The following is a 17,025-nucleotide window of genomic DNA, read 5'->3' as shown; positions in this document are numbered from 1 at the left end:
GTATGAAAATGACAGCATCGACACTCTCCCAGCAGTTACGCGATGGCAACTTGTTTGCCGAACAGTGTCCCTCCCGTGAGGTGTTAAAACACGTCACCAGCCGCTGGGGCGTGTTGATTCTGGTGGCGCTGCGCGACGGTACGCACCGTTTCAGCGATTTGCGCCGTAAGATGGGCGGGGTCAGTGAAAAGATGCTGGCGCAATCCCTGCAAGCGTTAGAGCATGACGGGTTTATAAATCGGGTGTCGTATCCGGTGGTGCCGCCGCACGTGGAGTATAGCCTGACGCCGTTGGGTGAGCAGGTGAGCGATAAAGTCGCCGCGCTGGCAGACTGGATAGAACTGAATTTGCCGCAGGTTTTAGCGCAGCGGGACGAACGGGCTGCGTAGTTTTGTTGGCCGGATAAGACGCTATTGCGCCGCATCCGGCACGAAAATTACTTACTTAAATCCAGCTGATAAATAGCGAAACCGATGTCATCGGTCGCGACTTTCTTCAGCGGATACTGGCCTTTCTCTTTAATAAATGCCGCGGCTTTATCAGACGGTGATGTTTCAAAGCGAATATCCAGTGGTGTATCGCTATGAATTGGCGCCAGACGCCAGTTGTTATCTGCCGCCGGGTGAATTTCACCGGCACGCTTCGTCTCAGCACCAATCCAGGCCGCCAGCACCGAGCGGTTTTCATCCGGAGAAGCAAACGCGATGTGGCTGTCTCCGGTTCCGGCAAACTTACCGCCGTAGGCGCGGTAGTTGTTGGTCGCGACGAGGAAGGAAGCGTTAGGATCGACCGGCTTACCGTTAAAGGTCAGATTTTTAATACGTTCCGCTTTCGGGTTAATGGTCTGACATTCACCGTCGTAGCGGGCGGGTTGTGAAACATCAATCTGATAATTCACGCCGTCAATCACGTCGAAGTTATAGGTACGGAAGCCATCCCAGTTAATCAACGACTGTGGTTTGCTGCTGTGGATATCAATCTGATTGAACTGCCCGGCGGAACATTCCAGCCACTCTTTCACCTCTTTGCCACTGGCTTTCACTACCACCAGGGTGTTGGGATAAAGATACAAATCAGCGGCGTTACGGAAGGTTAACTGGCCTTTTTCGACTTCTACGAAGCTTGCCGGATCGTTCTTGCGTCCACCGACCTTAAACGGCGCGGCGGCGGAAAGTACCGGCAGTTTTGCCAGATCCGGATCGCCCTGAATAAAGTGTTCCACATAGGCTTTCTGCGCGTTGTTCACCACCTGTACGGTCGGGTCATCCTGTACCAGCGCCAGATAGCTGTACATGTTGTCGGCGGATTTACCGATCGGTTTGCTGACAAACTCACGCGTGGCGTCGTGATCGGCTTTCAGGATCTCAACGATTTTTTTGTCTTCTGCTGCCAGTGATTTTTTGGCTGCGGCGTCATAGATCGGGCGCGCCTCGGCTTTAGCCTGAGTGACCTGCCATTTACCGCTGTCGTTATTCAGCACTAAATCCACCACGCCCAGGTGATCGCCCCACATACCCGGCATCACCGCAGGAACCCCATTCAGCGTACCTTTTGTGATATCTGCGCCTTTTATATTGGCAAAGTCTTTACCCGGGAAGACGGCGTGAGCGTGACCAAACATAATGGCATCCACGCCCGGTACTTCGCTGAGGTAATAAACGGAGTTTTCCGCCATCGTTTGATATGGGTCGGCAGAAAGCCCGGAGTGAGCAACCACCACCACGACATCGGCGCCTTTTTCTCTCATTTCCGGAACGTATTTGCGTGCAGTTTCCGTAATGTCGTTCACCGTGACTTTGCCGCTGAGGTTGGCTTTATCCCAGGTCATAATCTGCGGTGGCACAAAGCCGATATAGCCAATCTTCAGCGTTTGCTTGTTCCCTTCCTTGTCGACCACCTCAGTGTCTTTGATCAAGTAAGGCGTAAATAGCGGCTTCTTGGTCTTCACGTCGATGATATTGGCGTTAACGTAAGGGAACTTCGCTCCGGCCAGCGCGTTGTGCAGATACTCCAGACCGTAGTTGAATTCATGGTTGCCGAGGTTACCCACCGTGTAATCCAGGGTATTCAGCGCCTTATATACCGGGTGAGTTTCGCCCGCTTTCAGCCCCTTGGCCGCCATGTAATCTCCGAGCGGGCTGCCCTGAATCAGATCGCCATTATCAACCAGCACGCTGTTTTTGACTTCACCACGCGCAGCGTTGATCAGACTTGCCGTACGTACCAGACCGAATTTTTCAGTCGGTGTATCTTTGTAATAATCGAAATCCATCATATTGCTATGCAAATCAGTGGTTTCCATTATACGCAGATCGACGGTCGCGGCATTGACGCTGGCTGCAATCAGCGTTGCCAGAAGCGTTGCACTAAACTTAATCATCAGGGGGCATCCTTTTAAGATCTAAGCCACAAAAGAAAATGTATATAAATCTTCTTGCTTACAGAACTGTGAATCATGACATGAATATAGCGTTTAAAACCGCAGACGCTATCACAGTTGGCGGATCCCCTGACGATCGGGTATAAGTAAAACAACGAGTTAACACCACTGACAGAAACGAGGTGGAGAATGCTAGAACATGTATGCCAGCTTGCACGGAACGCGGGCGATGCCATTATGCAGGTCTACGATGGAATCAAACCGATGGAGATTACCAGCAAGCAGGATGATTCTCCGGTCACGGCGGCAGATATCGCCGCACATACGGTGATCCTCGAAGGATTACTGGCGCTGACGCCGGATATTCCGGTTCTGTCTGAAGAGGCGCCTCCTGGCTGGGATGTTCGCCAGCATTGGCAGCGCTACTGGCTGGTGGACCCGCTGGACGGGACCAAAGAGTTCATTAAGCGTAACGGTGAATTTACCGTCAATATTGCGCTGATCGAGAAAGGAAAGCCGGTTCTGGGCGTGGTTTACGCGCCGGTAATGAAAGTGATGTACAGCGCAGCAGAAGGTAAAGCGTGGAAAGAAGAGTGCGGCGTACGCAAACAAATTCAGGTTCGTGACGCGCGTCCGCCGCTGGTGGTCATTAGCCGCTCGCATGCCGACAATGAGTTAAAAGAATATCTGCAACAGTTGGGTGAGCACCAGACCACGTCGATTGGCTCATCGCTGAAGTTCTGCCTGGTGGCGGAAGGGCACGCACAGCTGTATCCGCGTTTTGGGCCAACCAACGTGTGGGACACCGCCGCTGGCCATGCCGTTGCAGCCGCAGCCGGAGCGCACGTTCACGACTGGCAGGGGAAACCTCTGGATTACACCCCACGTGAATCGTTCCTCAACCCCGGCTTCCGCGTCTCTATTTACTGAGTAATTTGTGCAGCAGGGCAATTACCTGCTGCACCTCTTCCTGCGTTAATGCGCCATCTTTTGCCCACTGCACGCGTCCGTCCTTGTCGAGTACGGCGATAGCGGAGCTCTCTTCATCCAGTTGCCAGGCTTTACGCGCAATGCCATTGCTGTCGACAATGAATTGCGACCACGGGTAGAGCTTCTTATTGCTCTCCAGACTGCTGCGCACAAACATACCGGAGCCGGGAATGGCGTCATCCGTGTTGACGATAGTGGTGGTCTGGTATTTGTCGTGCGGCAGGTTGGCGGCTTTGATCGCCTCGATCAGCGTCGCATTTTTCTCTTTGGCGGAGGTGCGTCCGGCAATGTGTTGCACAATTCGCACTTTGCCTGGCAACTGCGCGCTATTCCAGCTTTTGTAGCTAAACTTATCGTTATCGAGAATCAGTTCGCCGCGATCGGCGATCCCCACCGGCGGTACGCGCTGGTCAGTCTCAAACTTATGTGCGGAGGCAATCATCGGCAGTAGCAGGCACGACAGCGCCAGCAGATTTCGTAAGGTCATAGGTTTTCCTTCTTTCTTTTATTTTGCAGGTGATCCGACCACTTGGGTCTGGAATTTAATCATATGTGCGAATGATGCTTTTTCCCGCAAGCGCGATGCCAGTTTGCGGACGGGCGCACAAATCCTGCGAAAAATGAAGGCTTATACTGAAGACAGCGAAGCGTTGAAAAGATAATTCTGAATAATTGTAACTTGAAGGTAAATAAACTTATACACGCTGGAAACATCAACGAGATAGTCTATAGTCATAGGGCATTAAAATTTGCGCCTGAGGATTGTCGGACCGATTGTGGTACCGCAAAGGCGTAATGCTCAGCAGGAGACAACAATGAAAATTTTCCAACGATACAACCCGCTGCAGGTGGCGAAGTACGTGAAGATCCTGTTTCGTGGACGGTTATATATCAAGGATGTAGGCGCTTTTGAATTTGATAAGGGTAAGATTCTTATCCCAAAAGTGAAGGACAAACTGCATTTTTCCGTGATGTCCGAAGTTAACCGTCAGGTCTTGCGTCTGCAAACTGAGATGGCTTGATCAAAGTGCTATGCAGTAGTTAAAAAAACGGCTCCTGATGGGAGCCGTTGATGTTTCTGTAAGGCGTTAAGACGCCTTTGCCTCTTCTTTTGCATCTGGCAGTTTTGGTACCAGAACGGTAGGTTTACTGTCCAGACGCGTCACCAGCAGCTGATCGATCTTGTAGTTATCGATATCCACCACTTCAAATTTGTAACCTGAATACTTCACCGAGTCGGTGCGTTTCGGGATTTTACGCAGCATGAACATCATAAAGCCGCCGATGGTTTCATAGTTGCCGGACTGCGGGAACTCGTCGATATCCAGCACGCGCATTACGTCATCAATCGGTGTACCGCCGTCGACTAACCATGAGTTTTCATCACGTGCCACAATCTGCTCTTCCAGACCCTGACCTACCAGATCGCCCATCAGCGTCGTCATAACGTCGTTGAGCGTGATAATCCCCACCACCAGCGCGTACTCGTTCATGATGACGGCAAAGTCTTCGCCTGCGGTTTTGAAGCTTTCCAGCGCTTCAGAGAGCGTCAGCGTGTCCGGGACGATCAGCGTATTGCGGATCTGTACGCCGCTGTTCAGCGCCATGCTTTGGTTTGCCAGTACGCGGTTGAGGAGATCCTTTGAATCAACATAACCAATGATGTGGTCGATATCTTCGTTACACACCAGGAATTTGGAGTGCGGATGTTCCGCCACCTTGTTCTTCAGGCTTTGCTCATCTTCATGGAGATCGAACCAGATAATATTCTCGCGCGAGGTCATTGAAGACGGGACGGTACGGGATTCCAGTTCGAACACATTTTCAATCAGCTCATGCTCCTGCTTGCGCAGAACACCCGCCAGCGCACCCGCTTCGACCACGGCGTAAATGTCGTCCGAGGTGATGTCGTCTTTACGCACCATTGGGATCTTAAACAGACGGAAAATGTTGTTTGCCAGACCGTTAAAGAACCACACCAGCGGGCGGAAGACCAGCAGGCAGAAGCGCATCGGGTTGATGATACGCAAAGCCACAGCTTCTGGCGCAATCATACCGATGCGTTTCGGGGTTAAATCCGCGAACAGGATGAACAGGCCAGTAACCAGCGAGAACGACAGAATAAAGCTTAACTGTTCGGACAGCTCTGGAGTGAAGTACTTCGAGAAAAGGCTGTAAAACGCCGGGGAGAATGCTGCATCACCGACGATACCGCCGAGAATGGCGACCGCGTTAAGGCCAATTTGCACGACGGTAAAAAACATGCCGGGGTTTTCCTGCATCTTCAAAACACGTTGTGCGTTTACGTTGCCTTCATCGGCAAGCAGTTTAAGTTTTATTTTGCGTGATGCAGCAAGCGAGATCTCAGATATCGAGAAAAACGCACTCACGGCGATCAGGCAGAGAATGACTAAAATACTGTTTAACATATCTTATCCGACCGTTCGGGTCAGATCCTCGGAAGGGAGAAGTTGATACTCATCGTCTTTCAAGCTGCAGGTGCGTTAGCTGCACTCATTCACCCCAGTCACATAGTTTTCTATGCTCCTGGGGATTCACGAGTTTGCCGCCTGCCTGCAACTCGAAATCCTTAGAGTATAAATCCAATGGAATATTCATTGAAAACCGGCTCGTGGAAGTGAGCCGGTAAATTCAGAAGCTAGTATAGCGTAAGGCACTGTAAAGTCGCCAGAGGGGGAAATTATCCTTGTGGCGGCAGGCAAACACCAATACCACCAATGCCACAATATCCGTAAGGATTTTTGTGCAGATACTGCTGGTGATCGTCCTCGGCATAATAGAACGGGGTTGCCGTAGTGATTTCCGTGGTAATGGTGCGCTCGTCGCCTGCGGCGGTCATTGCTGCCTGAAAACGCTCAAAGCTGGCCTGTGCGGCGGCGCTTTGTTCCGGCGTTAACGGGTAAATGGCGGAGCGATACTGCGTGCCCAGGTCGTTCCCCTGACGCATGCCTTGAGCCGGGTCGTGATTTTCCCAGAACACCTGCAGCAGTTGTTCGTAGCTGATAACATGCGGGTCATAGACGATGCGTACCGCTTCGGCATGCCCGGTATCGCCAGAACACACTTCACGATAGGTTGGGTTTGGGGTGTAGCCGCCGGTGTACCCGGCCGCCGTGCTGTAGACCCCTGGCAATGACCAAAATAAACGCTCAACGCCCCAGAAGCATCCCATGGCGAAATAAGCTATCTCCATACCGTCGGGCACGTTGGTCATCGAATGTTGGTTAACCGCATGCAGCGTTGCCACTGGCATCGGGGTGTTGCGTCCAGGTAGCGCATCTGCTTGAGTAACAAGATGCTTTCTATCAAATAAACTCATGGCCGTTCTCCCGAAATCAGTCATTTGGGTTAAGGTTGTAACGAGACGCGTCTTTGCCCACAATAAACGGCGTGAATACGTCTAGAGTTAAACATAAGAAATATTTGGGTTGTCGTCTGTTTTTCAACTCTTATTGTTGATTTTTTGTTAAGCCGAGGAACGGCATAGTATTTTTTTCCAGGGGTGGGAAAAAAGGATATTCAGGAGAAAATGTGCCACATATCCGTCAGTTATGTTGGGTGGGATTACTGTGCTTAAGTGGCTCCGCCGCCGCCGCGAATGTTCGCTTACAGGTCGAAGGATTATCAGGACCGCTGGAGAAAAACGTCCGTGCGCAGCTGTCCACGATTCAAAGTGATGAAGTCACTCCAGACCGACGCTTTCGTGCGCGCGTTGATGATGCCATCCGCGAAGGGCTAAAAGCGCTGGGCTACTTTGAGCCGACCATTGATTTTGAACTGCGTCCACCGCCGGCAAAAGGCCGCCAGGTGCTGATTGCCAAAGTGACCCCCGGCGAGCCGGTGCTGATTGGTGGCACTGAGGTGATTTTGCGCGGTGGCGCGCGTACGGATAAAGATTATCTGGATCTGCTGAAAACGCGCCCGGCAATCGGCACCGTGCTGAATCAGGGGGACTATGACAACTTCAAAAAGTCACTCACCAGCGTGGCGCTGCGTAAAGGTTATTTCGACAGTGAATTTAATAAAAGCCAGCTCGGGATAGCGCTTGAGCGTCGCCAGGCGTTCTGGGATATCGATTACAACAGCGGCGAACGCTATCGCTTTGGGCATGTCACCTTTGAAGGCTCGCAAATTCGCGATGAGTATCTGCAAAATCTGGTGCCCTTTAAAGAAGGTGAAGAGTACGAGTCGAAAGATCTGGGCGAACTGAACCGTCGTCTGTCGGCGACCGGATGGTTTAATTCCGTGGTCGTCGCACCGGAGTTTGATAAAGCCCGCAAAACCAAGGTGCTACCCCTGAAAGGCGTGGTCTCACCGCGAACCGAAAACACCATCGAAACCGGGGTCGGTTATTCAACTGACGTCGGGCCACGGGTGAAGACCTCGTGGAAAAAGCCGTGGATGAACTCCTACGGGCACAGCCTGACGACCAGCGCCAGTATCTCGGCGCCAGAGCAGGTGCTTGATTTCAGCTATAAAATGCCGCTGTTAAAGAACCCGCTGGAGCAGTATTACCTGGTACAGGGCGGCTTTAAGCGTACCGATTTAAACGACACCGAGCAGGATTCCACAACGCTTGCGGTTTCCCGTTACTGGGACCTCTCCAGCGGCTGGCAGCGCGCGATTAACCTGCGCTGGAGCCTCGACCACTTTACCCAGGGTAATGTCACCAACACCACTATGCTGCTCTATCCGGGCGTGATGATCAGCCGGACGCGTTCACGCGGCGGCCTGATGCCTGTCTGGGGCGATTCCCAGCGCTACTCTATTGATTACTCGAACACGGCCTGGGGTTCAGATGTTGATTTCTCCGTTTTCCAGGCGCAAAACGTCTGGATCCGCACGCTGTACGACAGGCATCGCTTTGTGATGCGCGGTAATCTCGGCTGGATTGAAACCGGAGACTTCGACAAAGTGCCGCCGGACCTGCGTTTCTTTGCCGGGGGCGATCGCAGTATTCGCGGCTACAAATACAAATCTATTTCGCCGGAAGGCAGCGACGGCAAGCTGAAAGGGGCCTCCAAGCTGGCAACTGGCTCGCTGGAATACCAGTACAACGTGACCGGTAAATGGTGGGGAGCGATGTTTGTCGATAGCGGCGAAGCGGTCAGCGACATTCGCCGAAGCGATTTCAAAACCGGTGCCGGGGTCGGCGTACGCTGGCAATCGCCGGTTGGACCTATCAAGCTCGACTTTGCCGTCCCGGTCGGCGACAAAGATGAACATGGTTTACAGTTTTACATCGGTCTGGGGCCTGAATTATGAGTTTATGGAAGAAGATAAGCCTCGGCGTGCTGGTTTTTATCCTGCTGTTGTTAGGCACGGTGGCGTTCCTCGTCGGTACCACCTCGGGCCTGCATCTGATCTTCAAAGCCGCTAATCGTTGGGTTCCGGGTCTGGAAATTGGTCAGGTCACCGGCGGCTGGCGGGATCTATCACTGAAAAATATTCGCTACGACCAGCCTGGCGTGGCGGTGAATGCTGGTGAAGTGCATTTGGCCGTGGGGCTTAACTGTCTGTGGGACAGCAGCCTGTGCGTCAACGATCTGGCGCTGAAAAACATCAACGTGGCGATCGACAGCAAAAAGATGCCGCCATCCGCGCCGGTTGAGGAAGAAGAGAGCGGTCCGCTTAATCTTTCCACGCCTTACCCCATCACGCTTTCGCGCGTGGCGCTGAACAACATCAATATCAAAATCGATGACACCACGGTTTCAGTGCTGGATTTTACTTCCGGCCTGAACTGGCAGGAAAAAACGCTGACGCTGAAGCCAACGTCATTACAGGGGCTGCTGATTGCTCTGCCTAAAGTGGCGGAAGTGGCACAGGAAGAGGTTGTCGAACCGAAGATTCAAAACCCGCAGCCGGATGAAAAGCCGCTCGGGGAAACGCTAAAAGATCTGTTCTCAAAACCGGTGCTGCCGGAAATGACCGATGTCCATCTGCCGCTCAATCTCAATATTGAAGAGTTTCGCGGCGAGCAGCTGCGTGTGACCGGGGATACGGATTTAACAGTACATAGTATGCTGCTGAAAGTGAGCAGCATTGACGGCAACATGAAGCTCGACGCGCTGGATATCGACTCGAATCAGGGAACGGTAAAAGCCAGCGGCACGGCGCAACTGACCGACACGTGGCCGGTTGATATTACGTTAAACAGCACGCTAAACATCGACCCGTTAAAAGGCGAAAAGGTGAAGCTGAAGGTCGGCGGTGCGCTGCGCGAACAGCTGGAAGTCGGCGTCAATCTGTCTGGTCCGGTGGATATGGACCTGCGTGCACAGACGCGCCTGGCAGAAGCCGGATTGCCGCTCAACATTGAGGTGGTGAGTAAGCAGGTTTACTGGCCGTTTACCGGTGAGAAACAGTTCCAGGCCGATGACATCAAGCTCAAACTGACCGGCAAGATGACCGACTATACGCTGTCGATGCGTACCGCCGTGAAAGGTCAGGATATTCCTCCGGCTACTATCACGCTGGACGCCAAAGGCAACGAGCAGCAGATTAATCTCGACAAACTCAGCGTTGCGGCGCTGGAAGGGAAAACCGAGCTGAAAGCACTGGTGGACTGGCAGCAGGCGATCAGCTGGCGCGGGGAGCTAACGCTGGATGGTATCAATACTGCGAAAGCGATCCCGGACTGGCCGTCAAAACTGAATGGCCTGGTGAAAACGCGCGGCAGTCTGTACGGCGGAAGCTGGCAGATGGAGGTTCCGGAGCTGAAGCTGACCGGCAACGTGAAGCAGAACAAGGTCAATGTGAACGGTTCGCTGAAGGGGAACAGCTACCTGCAGTGGACGATTCCGGGCCTGCATCTGGAGCTGGGACGCAACAGTGCGGACGTAAAAGGCGAACTGGGGGTTAAAGACCTCAACCTCGACGCGACGATTGATGCCCCAAGCCTGGATAACGCGCTGCCGGGGCTGGGCGGTACGGCGAAAGGGCTGGTAAAAGTTCGCGGTACGGTTGAAGCACCACAGCTGCTGGCGGATATTACCGCCCGTGGTCTGCGCTGGCAGGAACTTTCCGTTGCTCAGGTGCGCGTCGAAGGTGATGTGAAATCGGCCGAGCAAATCGCCGGTAATCTCAACGTTCGTGTAGAGCGAATTGTACAACCTGACGTGAATATTGGTCTGGTGACGCTCAACGCCAAAGGCAGTGAAAAGCAGCATGAACTGCGGTTACGTATTCAGGGTGAGCCGGTTTCAGGGCAACTGGATCTTGCCGGGAGCTTTGATCGCAAAGAACAGCGCTGGAAAGGGGAGTTAAGCAATACCCGCTTCCAGACGCCGGTCGGTCCGTGGTCGCTCAACCGGGCTATCGCGCTGGATTATCGTAATCAGGAACAGAAAATTAGTATCGGGCCGCACTGCTGGAACAACCCGAATGCGGAGCTGTGCGTACCACAAACCATTGATGCCGGTGCAGAAGGTCGCGCGGTGGTGAATCTTAACCGCTTCGACCTGGCGATGCTAAAACCGTTTATGCCGGAGACAACCCAGGCCAGCGGTGTGTTCACTGGCAAAGCTGATGTGAGCTGGGACACCACCAAAGAGGGGCTGCCACAGGGGCAGGTCACCCTGAGCGGACGTAACGTCAAGGTCACGCAAAGCGTGAATGATGCCCCGCTCCCCGTGGCGTTTGAAACGCTGAATCTGACCGCCGACCTGCACAACAACCGTGCCGAGTTGGGCTGGCTGATTCGTCTGACCAACAACGGGCAGTTTGACGGACAGGTACAGGTAACGGACCCGCAAGGGCGTCGTAATCTGGGCGGTAACGTCAATATTCGCAACTTCAATCTGGCGATGGTGAACCCCATCTTCTCGCGCGGTGAAAAAGCGGCAGGGATGATCAACGCCAACCTGCGGCTGGGCGGCGATGTGCAAAGCCCGCAGCTGCTCGGACAGCTGCAACTGAGTGGTCTGGATATTGACGGTAACTTCATGCCGTTTGACATGCAGCCAAGCCAGTTAGCCGTTAACTTCACCGGAACACGCTCAACGCTGGCGGGCGTGGTGCGTACGCAGCAGGGAGAAATTAACCTGAGCGGCGATGCCGACTGGAGTCAGATAGACAACTGGCGGGCGCGTGTTGCGGCTAAAGGCAGCAGGGTACGTATTACCGTACCGCCGATGGTCCGCCTCGACGTATCGCCGGACGTGGTCTTTGAAGCCACCCCGAGCCTGTTTACTCTCGATGGTAACGTGGATGTGCCGTGGGCGCGTATCGTGGTACATGACCTGCCGGAAAGTGCGGTTGGGGTTTCCAGCGATATGGTCATGCTTAACAACAATCTGCAGCCGGAGAAACCGCAGACCGCCGGTATTCCGATCAACAGCAACCTGAATATCCACGTCGGTAACAACGTGCGTCTTGACGCCTTTGGTCTGAAAGCGCGTCTGACGGGCGATCTGAAAGTGGTGCAGGATAAGCAAGGTCTGGGACTTAACGGGCAAATTAATATCCCGAGCGGTCGCTTCCACGCCTATGGTCAGGATCTGATTGTGCGTAAGGGCGAGCTGTTGTTCTCCGGTCCGCCGGATCAGCCGTTGCTCAACATCGAAGCGATTCGTAACCCAGATGCCACCGAAGACGACGTGATCGCTGGCGTTCGCGTCACCGGTACCGCCGATGAACCGAAGGCGGAGATCTTCTCCGACCCGGCAATGTCGCAGCAAATGGCGCTTTCCTACCTGCTACGTGGACAAGGGCTGGATAGCGAACAGAGCGATAGCGCAGCGATGACTTCAATGCTTATTGGTCTGGGGGTTGCACAAAGTGGTCAGGTTGTGGGTAAAATCGGGGAGACATTTGGCGTAAGCAATCTGGCACTGGACACGCAAGGGGTGGGCGACTCATCTCAGGTGGTTGTCAGCGGATATGTACTGCCAGGTCTGCAGGTGAAATATGGTGTGGGTATATTTGACTCCTTAGCGACACTCACGCTACGTTATCGTCTGATGCCTAAGCTATATCTGGAAGCAGTGTCTGGCGTAGATCAGGCACTTGATTTGCTCTATCAGTTCGAGTTTTAGCAATGCGAATATTTGTCTACGGCAGTTTACGAACCAAACAAGGCAACAGCCACTGGATGACCAATGCCCTGTTGCTGGGAAATTTCAGTATCGATAACTACCAGTTGTACAGCCTGGGCCACTATCCAGGCGCGGTTCCGGGAAATGGAACAGTACACGGGGAAGTTTATCGTATTGATAACGCCACGCTGGCAGAGCTTGACGCTCTGCGTACCCGCGGCGGTGAATACGCACGCCAGTTAATTCAAACGCCGTACGGAAGTGCATGGATGTACGTGTACCAACGTCCGGTTGATGGCTTAACGCTGATTGAAAGCGGTAACTGGTTAGACAGAGACCAGTACTGATATATCGTCTACCAAAATAAACAACGCCGCCTTCGGGTGGCGTTGTTTATTAAAGGCTTAAAACTCCACGCGCGCGCCGAGGTTATAGCGGCGTCCTTCCACCTGCGCGGATTCATTCCATGCAGTCGTCAGTTTCGGATCTTCATCCAGCACGTTGTAGATCCCTGCCATCAGCTGCGTGTGCTTATTGAGCTTATAACGTACGCCTACGTCGACCATCGTGTAGTCATCGTACTTATAGTTATTGCCGCTGTTGCGGTTACTGCTGCGGTAATTCACCGTACTCCATACGTCCAGACTCTGCGTTGCCGCCCAGTTCAGCGACAAGTTCGCCATATGGCGCGGATAATCGTTGAGCGCGTAGCCTTTGTTTACGCCGCTTTTCTGTTCGCTATGGTTCCAGGTGTAGTTAGCGTTGGCTTTTACATCGGCGCTAATCTGCCAGTCGGCATTCAGTTCTATGCCGTACACGTCCGCTTTGCTGACGTTGAAGTATTTACTGACGGAGTCCGCCTTGTAGCCATTCACGGAGCACTGATTCGTCGATGTAGTTTCGCAAATGGTTTGTTCAGCAATTTTGTCTTTGAACTGCGTATAGAAGACGGTGCTATCCAGTGACAGCACATTCCCTGTCCAGTAGAGGCCCAGCTCAGAGTTAACGCTTTGTTCTGGTTTCAGATCGTCGTTACCGACGGTCAGGAAGGGATAAGGTACGGTCGAGCCGTATGGGGTGACAAAGTCGCTGGATGTCGCACGCAGCTCAGGTTTTTTATAACCTGCGGAAACGCCGCCCTTCAGCGCCCAGTCATTGCTGAAGGCCCAGTTACCGTACATTTTCGGCGTAATATGTGTGCCAAAGTTATCATCCTGGTCCATACGCGCTGATGTGGTCAGGATGAAGTCGTCAATGCTCCAGCCGTCTTCAGCAAACAATGCCCAACCGTTACGGCTGATTTTTGTCACTGGCTCAGATCCGGGCAGCGTTTTGTTGGCCACATCAAAGCGGTCATTCAGCTCTTCGCGGGTGAAATTCGCCCCAACGGTCAGTTTATGGTTGTCGAGCGTGAAGGTGGTTTGCGAATTAGCGACGTAGTTCTCCATCTGCACATACTGCGGCGACTGGCCGTCATAAACGTACTTCGAACGGCCTTTTTCATAGTTTATGTAGTTGGTCGTTGCAATGGTGTCGTCGGCATACCAGCCGGTATGCGTTAAGGTGGCGGCGTTACGATCGAACAGCCATGACCACGGCGCGCCGCGCTTCTGGGTACGGTTTTTCTCCTGCTCACCGGTGACCACATTGAGGTCGAACAGGTTATTTTCGCTAGCGGCCAGGCCCAGCGTCATATCAACGGATTTACGGTTGTGTTTACCGAAATAGTTATTGCGATCGTCATCGCGACGGTCAAGCCAGTCGGCCGCTACGCTAAGGCCGAGAACATCGGGCACAATCGGCCCCATGGTAAACAGATTCATCTGGCTGGTATTACCCAAATACTGGTGTTCCTGAAGCCAGGTATTGGCGGCAATTGCCGTCGTCCACTCTTTTGCGCCATACGGTTTTTTGGTAATCACGTTGACCACACCGCCGATGGCATCTGATCCGTACAGCGAGGACATGGGCCCGCGGATAACTTCGATACGCTCAATGGCCTCCATCGGCGGTAAGAAGTTGGCTTCAGTACCGATGTCATGTCCGTAAGGGCGAGATTCACCGGTATTTTGTTTGACGCTGTTGACCATAAACGCGGTATAGGACGGGTCCATGCCGCGAATCATAATGCTGCCAGCGTTCATACCGCTGCTGTTGGTGACCGAGACGCCAGGAAGGTTTTTAATCGCTTCACCAATGCTACGGTCCGGCTGAATATCCAGCGTTTTACGATCGATAACGGAAATGGTGGCCGGCGCTTCGCGCTTTTGCTGCGAGAACCCGGATGCGGTGATCACCATTTCATCTTCGCTATTGCGTGAGGTTTCGGTGAGTTCTTCTGCCTGAGTGGGGAAAATAACACCGCCTGAGAATGCAACGATCCCTGTCAGCGTAATAAGTTGACGCGTTTTCATAATATAGACACCTGAAAAGTAAAAAATAAAAGCATCACCTTGCAGCCCAGAAAAGCTGCAAGGTGTCAGAAGCGTTTTTAATTATTAATATTTGGAGAGGTCGATTTTCAGCACATAGTCGGGCTTCACACCGGTCATTTTTTCCGGCTGTTTGACGCTGACATACAGGGTGTTGGCATCAGACGAGAGCGCCAGGCTGTTAGGTAACGCATTGGTTTCAATGCTTTGTTTTACCTGATAAGTCTTGCTGTCCACAATGCTGATGCGCTTTGCATTACGGTGGGTGATATACACTTCCTGGCGCTTTTCGTTATATATCACTGCCAGCGAGTTGATAACCTTAATGGGCGCAATAACCTTACCGGTATTAATATCAACAACCAGTACATCCGCTAAATCAGGATCGGTCAGGAATGCGCGATTATTTTTTGCATCCAAAGCAATATTCAGGAAAAAATGTTTTTTGCCTGGCTCAATACTAAAGCGGTTAATAATTTGATGGTTAGTGGTATCCAGCGTAATAAGTTCGTTGCGGCCATTTACGACATACAGGCGGTTCTTATTGGCATCTACGGCCATGCCGGTCGGATACTGGCCCATGTTTTCAAGGGTGGCGATTTTCTCGCGCTTTTGCGTATCCACCACCCAGACAATGCCCTTTTCAGCCACGCCGGAAACGTACAGGCGGTGATGCTGTTTATCGAGCACCATTTCGCGGGTATGGACAATTTCTTTCGAGTTTTTGGCTTCGCTCAGTTGCAGTATTGCCAGCTCTTTACCGCTGCGGGTATCAATGAGCGTGACCGAACCCTCCAGCGTGTTGCCGACATAGAGCACCTGGTTTCCTGCATCCAGGGCAGTGGCAAAGGCACGACGGCTGGTTTCGATAACTTCAGTCGTGGTGAGCTTCTCCAGATCGAGTTTATAGATAAGCCCGCTGGTTTTATCTTTATCAAACGACGGCGACGAGGCAGCAAAAAGCGCATTCTGCTGGCTATCAACCGCCAGTTCATACACGCCGTTGCCAACGTCGCGGGTCAGAAAATCTTGCTCAGGTAGCGTCTGCGCCACGCTGGACAGGCTGGTAAATAACAGTGCTGTGGCGAGAGCCACGCAGGAATAGCGTTTCAGGGACTTCACATTGTGGAGGTTCATTGACTTTTATTCACATTTATTTACATGCTGAGAATGATAATGAGATCCAATCTCATTCGCAATTGAGATAAATGAAATGTGACTACCCAATCTGGTAGGTCAAAAAGAAAACAGCGAAGGGGAGGGGGAAAAGAAAATAGAAATTAAAAAACCCTTACTAACCAGGGGCTGGCGTTCAGGGCTTTAAGCTAACGCGAACTTACTTCTTCGCGCGCTCGAAGGAAGCAACGATTTCAGCTTTAGCAGCTTCAGCGTTGTCCCAACCGTCAACTTTCACCCATTTGCCCGCTTCGAGATCTTTGTAGTGCTCGAAGAAGTGGGTGATCTGCGCTTTCAGCAGTTCCGGCAGGTCGGTCACATCTTTGATGTGATCGTATTCTTTGCTCAGCTTGGTGTGCGGTACCGCAACCAGTTTCGCATCTTCACCGGATTCGTCGGTCATTTTCAGTACGCCAACCGGACGGCAGCGGATCACTGAACCTGGCTCCAGTGGGTACGGAGTCGGGACCAGAACGTCTACCGGGTCACCGTCCAGAGACAGGGTGTGGTTGATGTAACCGTAGTTGCACGGATAGAACATCGCGGTGGACATGAAGCGGTCAACGAACAGGGCGCCGCTCTCTTTGTCAACTTCGTATTTGATCGGATCTGCGTTGGCAGGGATCTCGATAACAACGTAGATATCTTCCGGCAGGTCTTTACCGGCAGGGACGTTGAGTAAGCTCATGTCTGTTTCCTTTAAATAAGCTATGGCAAACAAGTGGCGGGTATTATAGCCAACTCGCGCGGAATGTCTCCGCTTGTTTTCGCTTTCTCTGCGTGCATTTTCTTCTTTTTACCTCTCTCTCGTGACAGAAAAATCCATATCTTCAGCCACATTTTTCATAGCGAGATGAAAGCGATTACAAAGTTGTGATTAACGTTTTATTTACTTTTTTGAAGTGTGATGTAACGCAATCCGTTACATGCTCAATTGTCTATAGTTTTTTCGCAACGGTTAATTAACCAACAATAATCACCCTACGAG

At 52.3% G+C, this 17,025-nt stretch carries 13 protein-coding genes; 6 read left to right on the top strand and 7 right to left on the bottom strand.

The genetic code is table 11. The features are described from left to right. The first annotated feature begins 8 nt into the window (after positions 1 to 8). Positions 9 to 389, top strand: a complete 381-nt coding sequence (locus OGX83_RS03300; protein WP_032934267.1) for a winged helix-turn-helix transcriptional regulator — start codon at positions 9 to 11, stop codon at positions 387 to 389. A 47-nt stretch (positions 390 to 436) separates the two neighbouring features. Here OGX83_RS03300 and cpdB read toward each other — a convergent pair whose 3' ends face one another. Next, entirely contained in the window at positions 437 to 2,380 is a 1,944-nt protein-coding gene (gene cpdB / locus OGX83_RS03295) for a 2',3'-cyclic-nucleotide 2'-phosphodiesterase (protein WP_286587354.1), read from the bottom strand. Between the two features lie 189 nt (positions 2,381 to 2,569). Between cpdB and cysQ the strand changes: the two genes are divergently transcribed. After that, a complete protein-coding gene (gene cysQ / locus OGX83_RS03290) occupies positions 2,570 to 3,310 on the top strand; it encodes a 3'(2'),5'-bisphosphate nucleotidase CysQ (protein WP_008786026.1) in 741 nt (246 codons plus the stop codon). Here the strand turns inward: cysQ and OGX83_RS03285 are convergent. After that, positions 3,300 to 3,857 (bottom strand): YtfJ family protein, encoded by a 558-nt coding sequence (locus OGX83_RS03285; protein WP_235125690.1) that lies wholly within the window; start codon positions 3,855 to 3,857, stop codon positions 3,300 to 3,302. The genes cysQ and OGX83_RS03285 overlap by 11 nt on opposite strands. Before the next feature lie 328 nt (positions 3,858 to 4,185). Between OGX83_RS03285 and OGX83_RS03280 the strand changes: the two genes are divergently transcribed. Further along, complete coding sequence (locus OGX83_RS03280; RefSeq protein WP_003025710.1) at positions 4,186 to 4,392, top strand: DUF1107 domain-containing protein; 207 nt, start codon at positions 4,186 to 4,188, stop codon at positions 4,390 to 4,392. Positions 4,393 to 4,458: 66 nt separating this feature from the next. On the opposite strand, the gene paeA is transcribed toward OGX83_RS03280, so the two are convergent. Both paeA and msrA read right to left on the bottom strand, forming a co-directional pair. Beyond that, positions 4,459 to 5,799: a polyamine export protein PaeA gene (gene paeA, locus OGX83_RS03275; RefSeq protein WP_003830418.1), complete on the bottom strand. Its 1,341-nt coding sequence runs from the start codon at positions 5,797 to 5,799 to the stop codon at positions 4,459 to 4,461. A 272-nt stretch (positions 5,800 to 6,071) separates the two neighbouring features. Next, the gene (msrA, locus tag OGX83_RS03270; RefSeq protein WP_174770784.1) at positions 6,072 to 6,710 is read right to left on the bottom strand and encodes a peptide-methionine (S)-S-oxide reductase MsrA; all 639 of its coding nucleotides are present in this window, start codon (positions 6,708 to 6,710) and stop codon (positions 6,072 to 6,074) included. A gap of 212 nt (positions 6,711 to 6,922) precedes the next feature. Between msrA and tamA the strand changes: the two genes are divergently transcribed. From tamA to OGX83_RS03255, 3 genes are read left to right on the top strand one after another with little or no spacing between them, the layout of a single operon-like run. Next, entirely contained in the window at positions 6,923 to 8,656 is a 1,734-nt protein-coding gene (gene tamA / locus OGX83_RS03265; protein ID WP_003025718.1) for an autotransporter assembly complex protein TamA, read from the top strand. Next, complete coding sequence (gene tamB, locus OGX83_RS03260; protein WP_267438622.1) at positions 8,653 to 12,429, top strand: autotransporter assembly complex protein TamB; 3,777 nt, start codon at positions 8,653 to 8,655, stop codon at positions 12,427 to 12,429. Before tamA ends, tamB begins: the two co-directional genes overlap by 4 nt. Before the next feature lie 2 nt (positions 12,430 to 12,431). Further along, positions 12,432 to 12,776: a gamma-glutamylcyclotransferase family protein gene (locus OGX83_RS03255; protein ID WP_003025723.1), complete on the top strand. Its 345-nt coding sequence runs from the start codon at positions 12,432 to 12,434 to the stop codon at positions 12,774 to 12,776. A 57-nt stretch (positions 12,777 to 12,833) separates the two neighbouring features. Here OGX83_RS03255 and OGX83_RS03250 read toward each other — a convergent pair whose 3' ends face one another. From OGX83_RS03250 to ppa, 3 genes are all read right to left on the bottom strand, one after another. Next, entirely contained in the window at positions 12,834 to 14,843 is a 2,010-nt protein-coding gene (locus OGX83_RS03250; RefSeq protein ID WP_267438624.1) for a TonB-dependent receptor domain-containing protein, read from the bottom strand. 84 nt (positions 14,844 to 14,927) lie between these two features. Continuing rightward, positions 14,928 to 15,998 (bottom strand): 7-bladed beta-propeller protein YncE, encoded by a 1,071-nt coding sequence (yncE, locus tag OGX83_RS03245; RefSeq protein WP_286587349.1) that lies wholly within the window; start codon positions 15,996 to 15,998, stop codon positions 14,928 to 14,930. A 199-nt stretch (positions 15,999 to 16,197) separates the two neighbouring features. Further along, the gene (gene ppa / locus OGX83_RS03240) at positions 16,198 to 16,725 is read right to left on the bottom strand and encodes an inorganic diphosphatase (protein WP_003025726.1); all 528 of its coding nucleotides are present in this window, start codon (positions 16,723 to 16,725) and stop codon (positions 16,198 to 16,200) included. Between the last annotated feature and the right edge of the window lie 300 nt (positions 16,726 to 17,025).

The sequence above is a fragment of the Citrobacter sp. Cpo074 genome, from assembly GCF_030332745.1.
Taxonomy (GTDB): Bacteria; Pseudomonadota; Gammaproteobacteria; order Enterobacterales; family Enterobacteriaceae; genus Citrobacter; species Citrobacter portucalensis.
This window is presented reverse-complemented; position numbering and strand designations above follow the sequence as displayed.

Coding starts and splice junctions, on each gene's coding strand:
- cpdB (WP_286587354.1), bottom strand. CDS start 2,380: ATGATTAAGTTTAGTGCAACGCTTCTGGCAACGCTGATTGCAGCCAGC.
- ppa (WP_003025726.1), bottom strand. CDS start 16,725: ATGAGCTTACTCAACGTCCCTGCCGGTAAAGACCTGCCGGAAGATATC.
- paeA (WP_003830418.1), bottom strand. CDS start 5,799: ATGTTAAACAGTATTTTAGTCATTCTCTGCCTGATCGCCGTGAGTGCG.
- tamB (WP_267438622.1), top strand. CDS start 8,653: ATGAGTTTATGGAAGAAGATAAGCCTCGGCGTGCTGGTTTTTATCCTG.
- OGX83_RS03250 (WP_267438624.1), bottom strand. CDS start 14,843: ATGAAAACGCGTCAACTTATTACGCTGACAGGGATCGTTGCATTCTCA.
- msrA (WP_174770784.1), bottom strand. CDS start 6,710: ATGAGTTTATTTGATAGAAAGCATCTTGTTACTCAAGCAGATGCGCTA.
- OGX83_RS03280 (WP_003025710.1), top strand. CDS start 4,186: ATGAAAATTTTCCAACGATACAACCCGCTGCAGGTGGCGAAGTACGTG.
- OGX83_RS03300 (WP_032934267.1), top strand. CDS start 9: ATGACAGCATCGACACTCTCCCAGCAGTTACGCGATGGCAACTTGTTT.
- OGX83_RS03285 (WP_235125690.1), bottom strand. CDS start 3,857: ATGACCTTACGAAATCTGCTGGCGCTGTCGTGCCTGCTACTGCCGATG.
- yncE (WP_286587349.1), bottom strand. CDS start 15,998: ATGAACCTCCACAATGTGAAGTCCCTGAAACGCTATTCCTGCGTGGCT.
- OGX83_RS03255 (WP_003025723.1), top strand. CDS start 12,432: ATGCGAATATTTGTCTACGGCAGTTTACGAACCAAACAAGGCAACAGC.
- cysQ (WP_008786026.1), top strand. CDS start 2,570: ATGCTAGAACATGTATGCCAGCTTGCACGGAACGCGGGCGATGCCATT.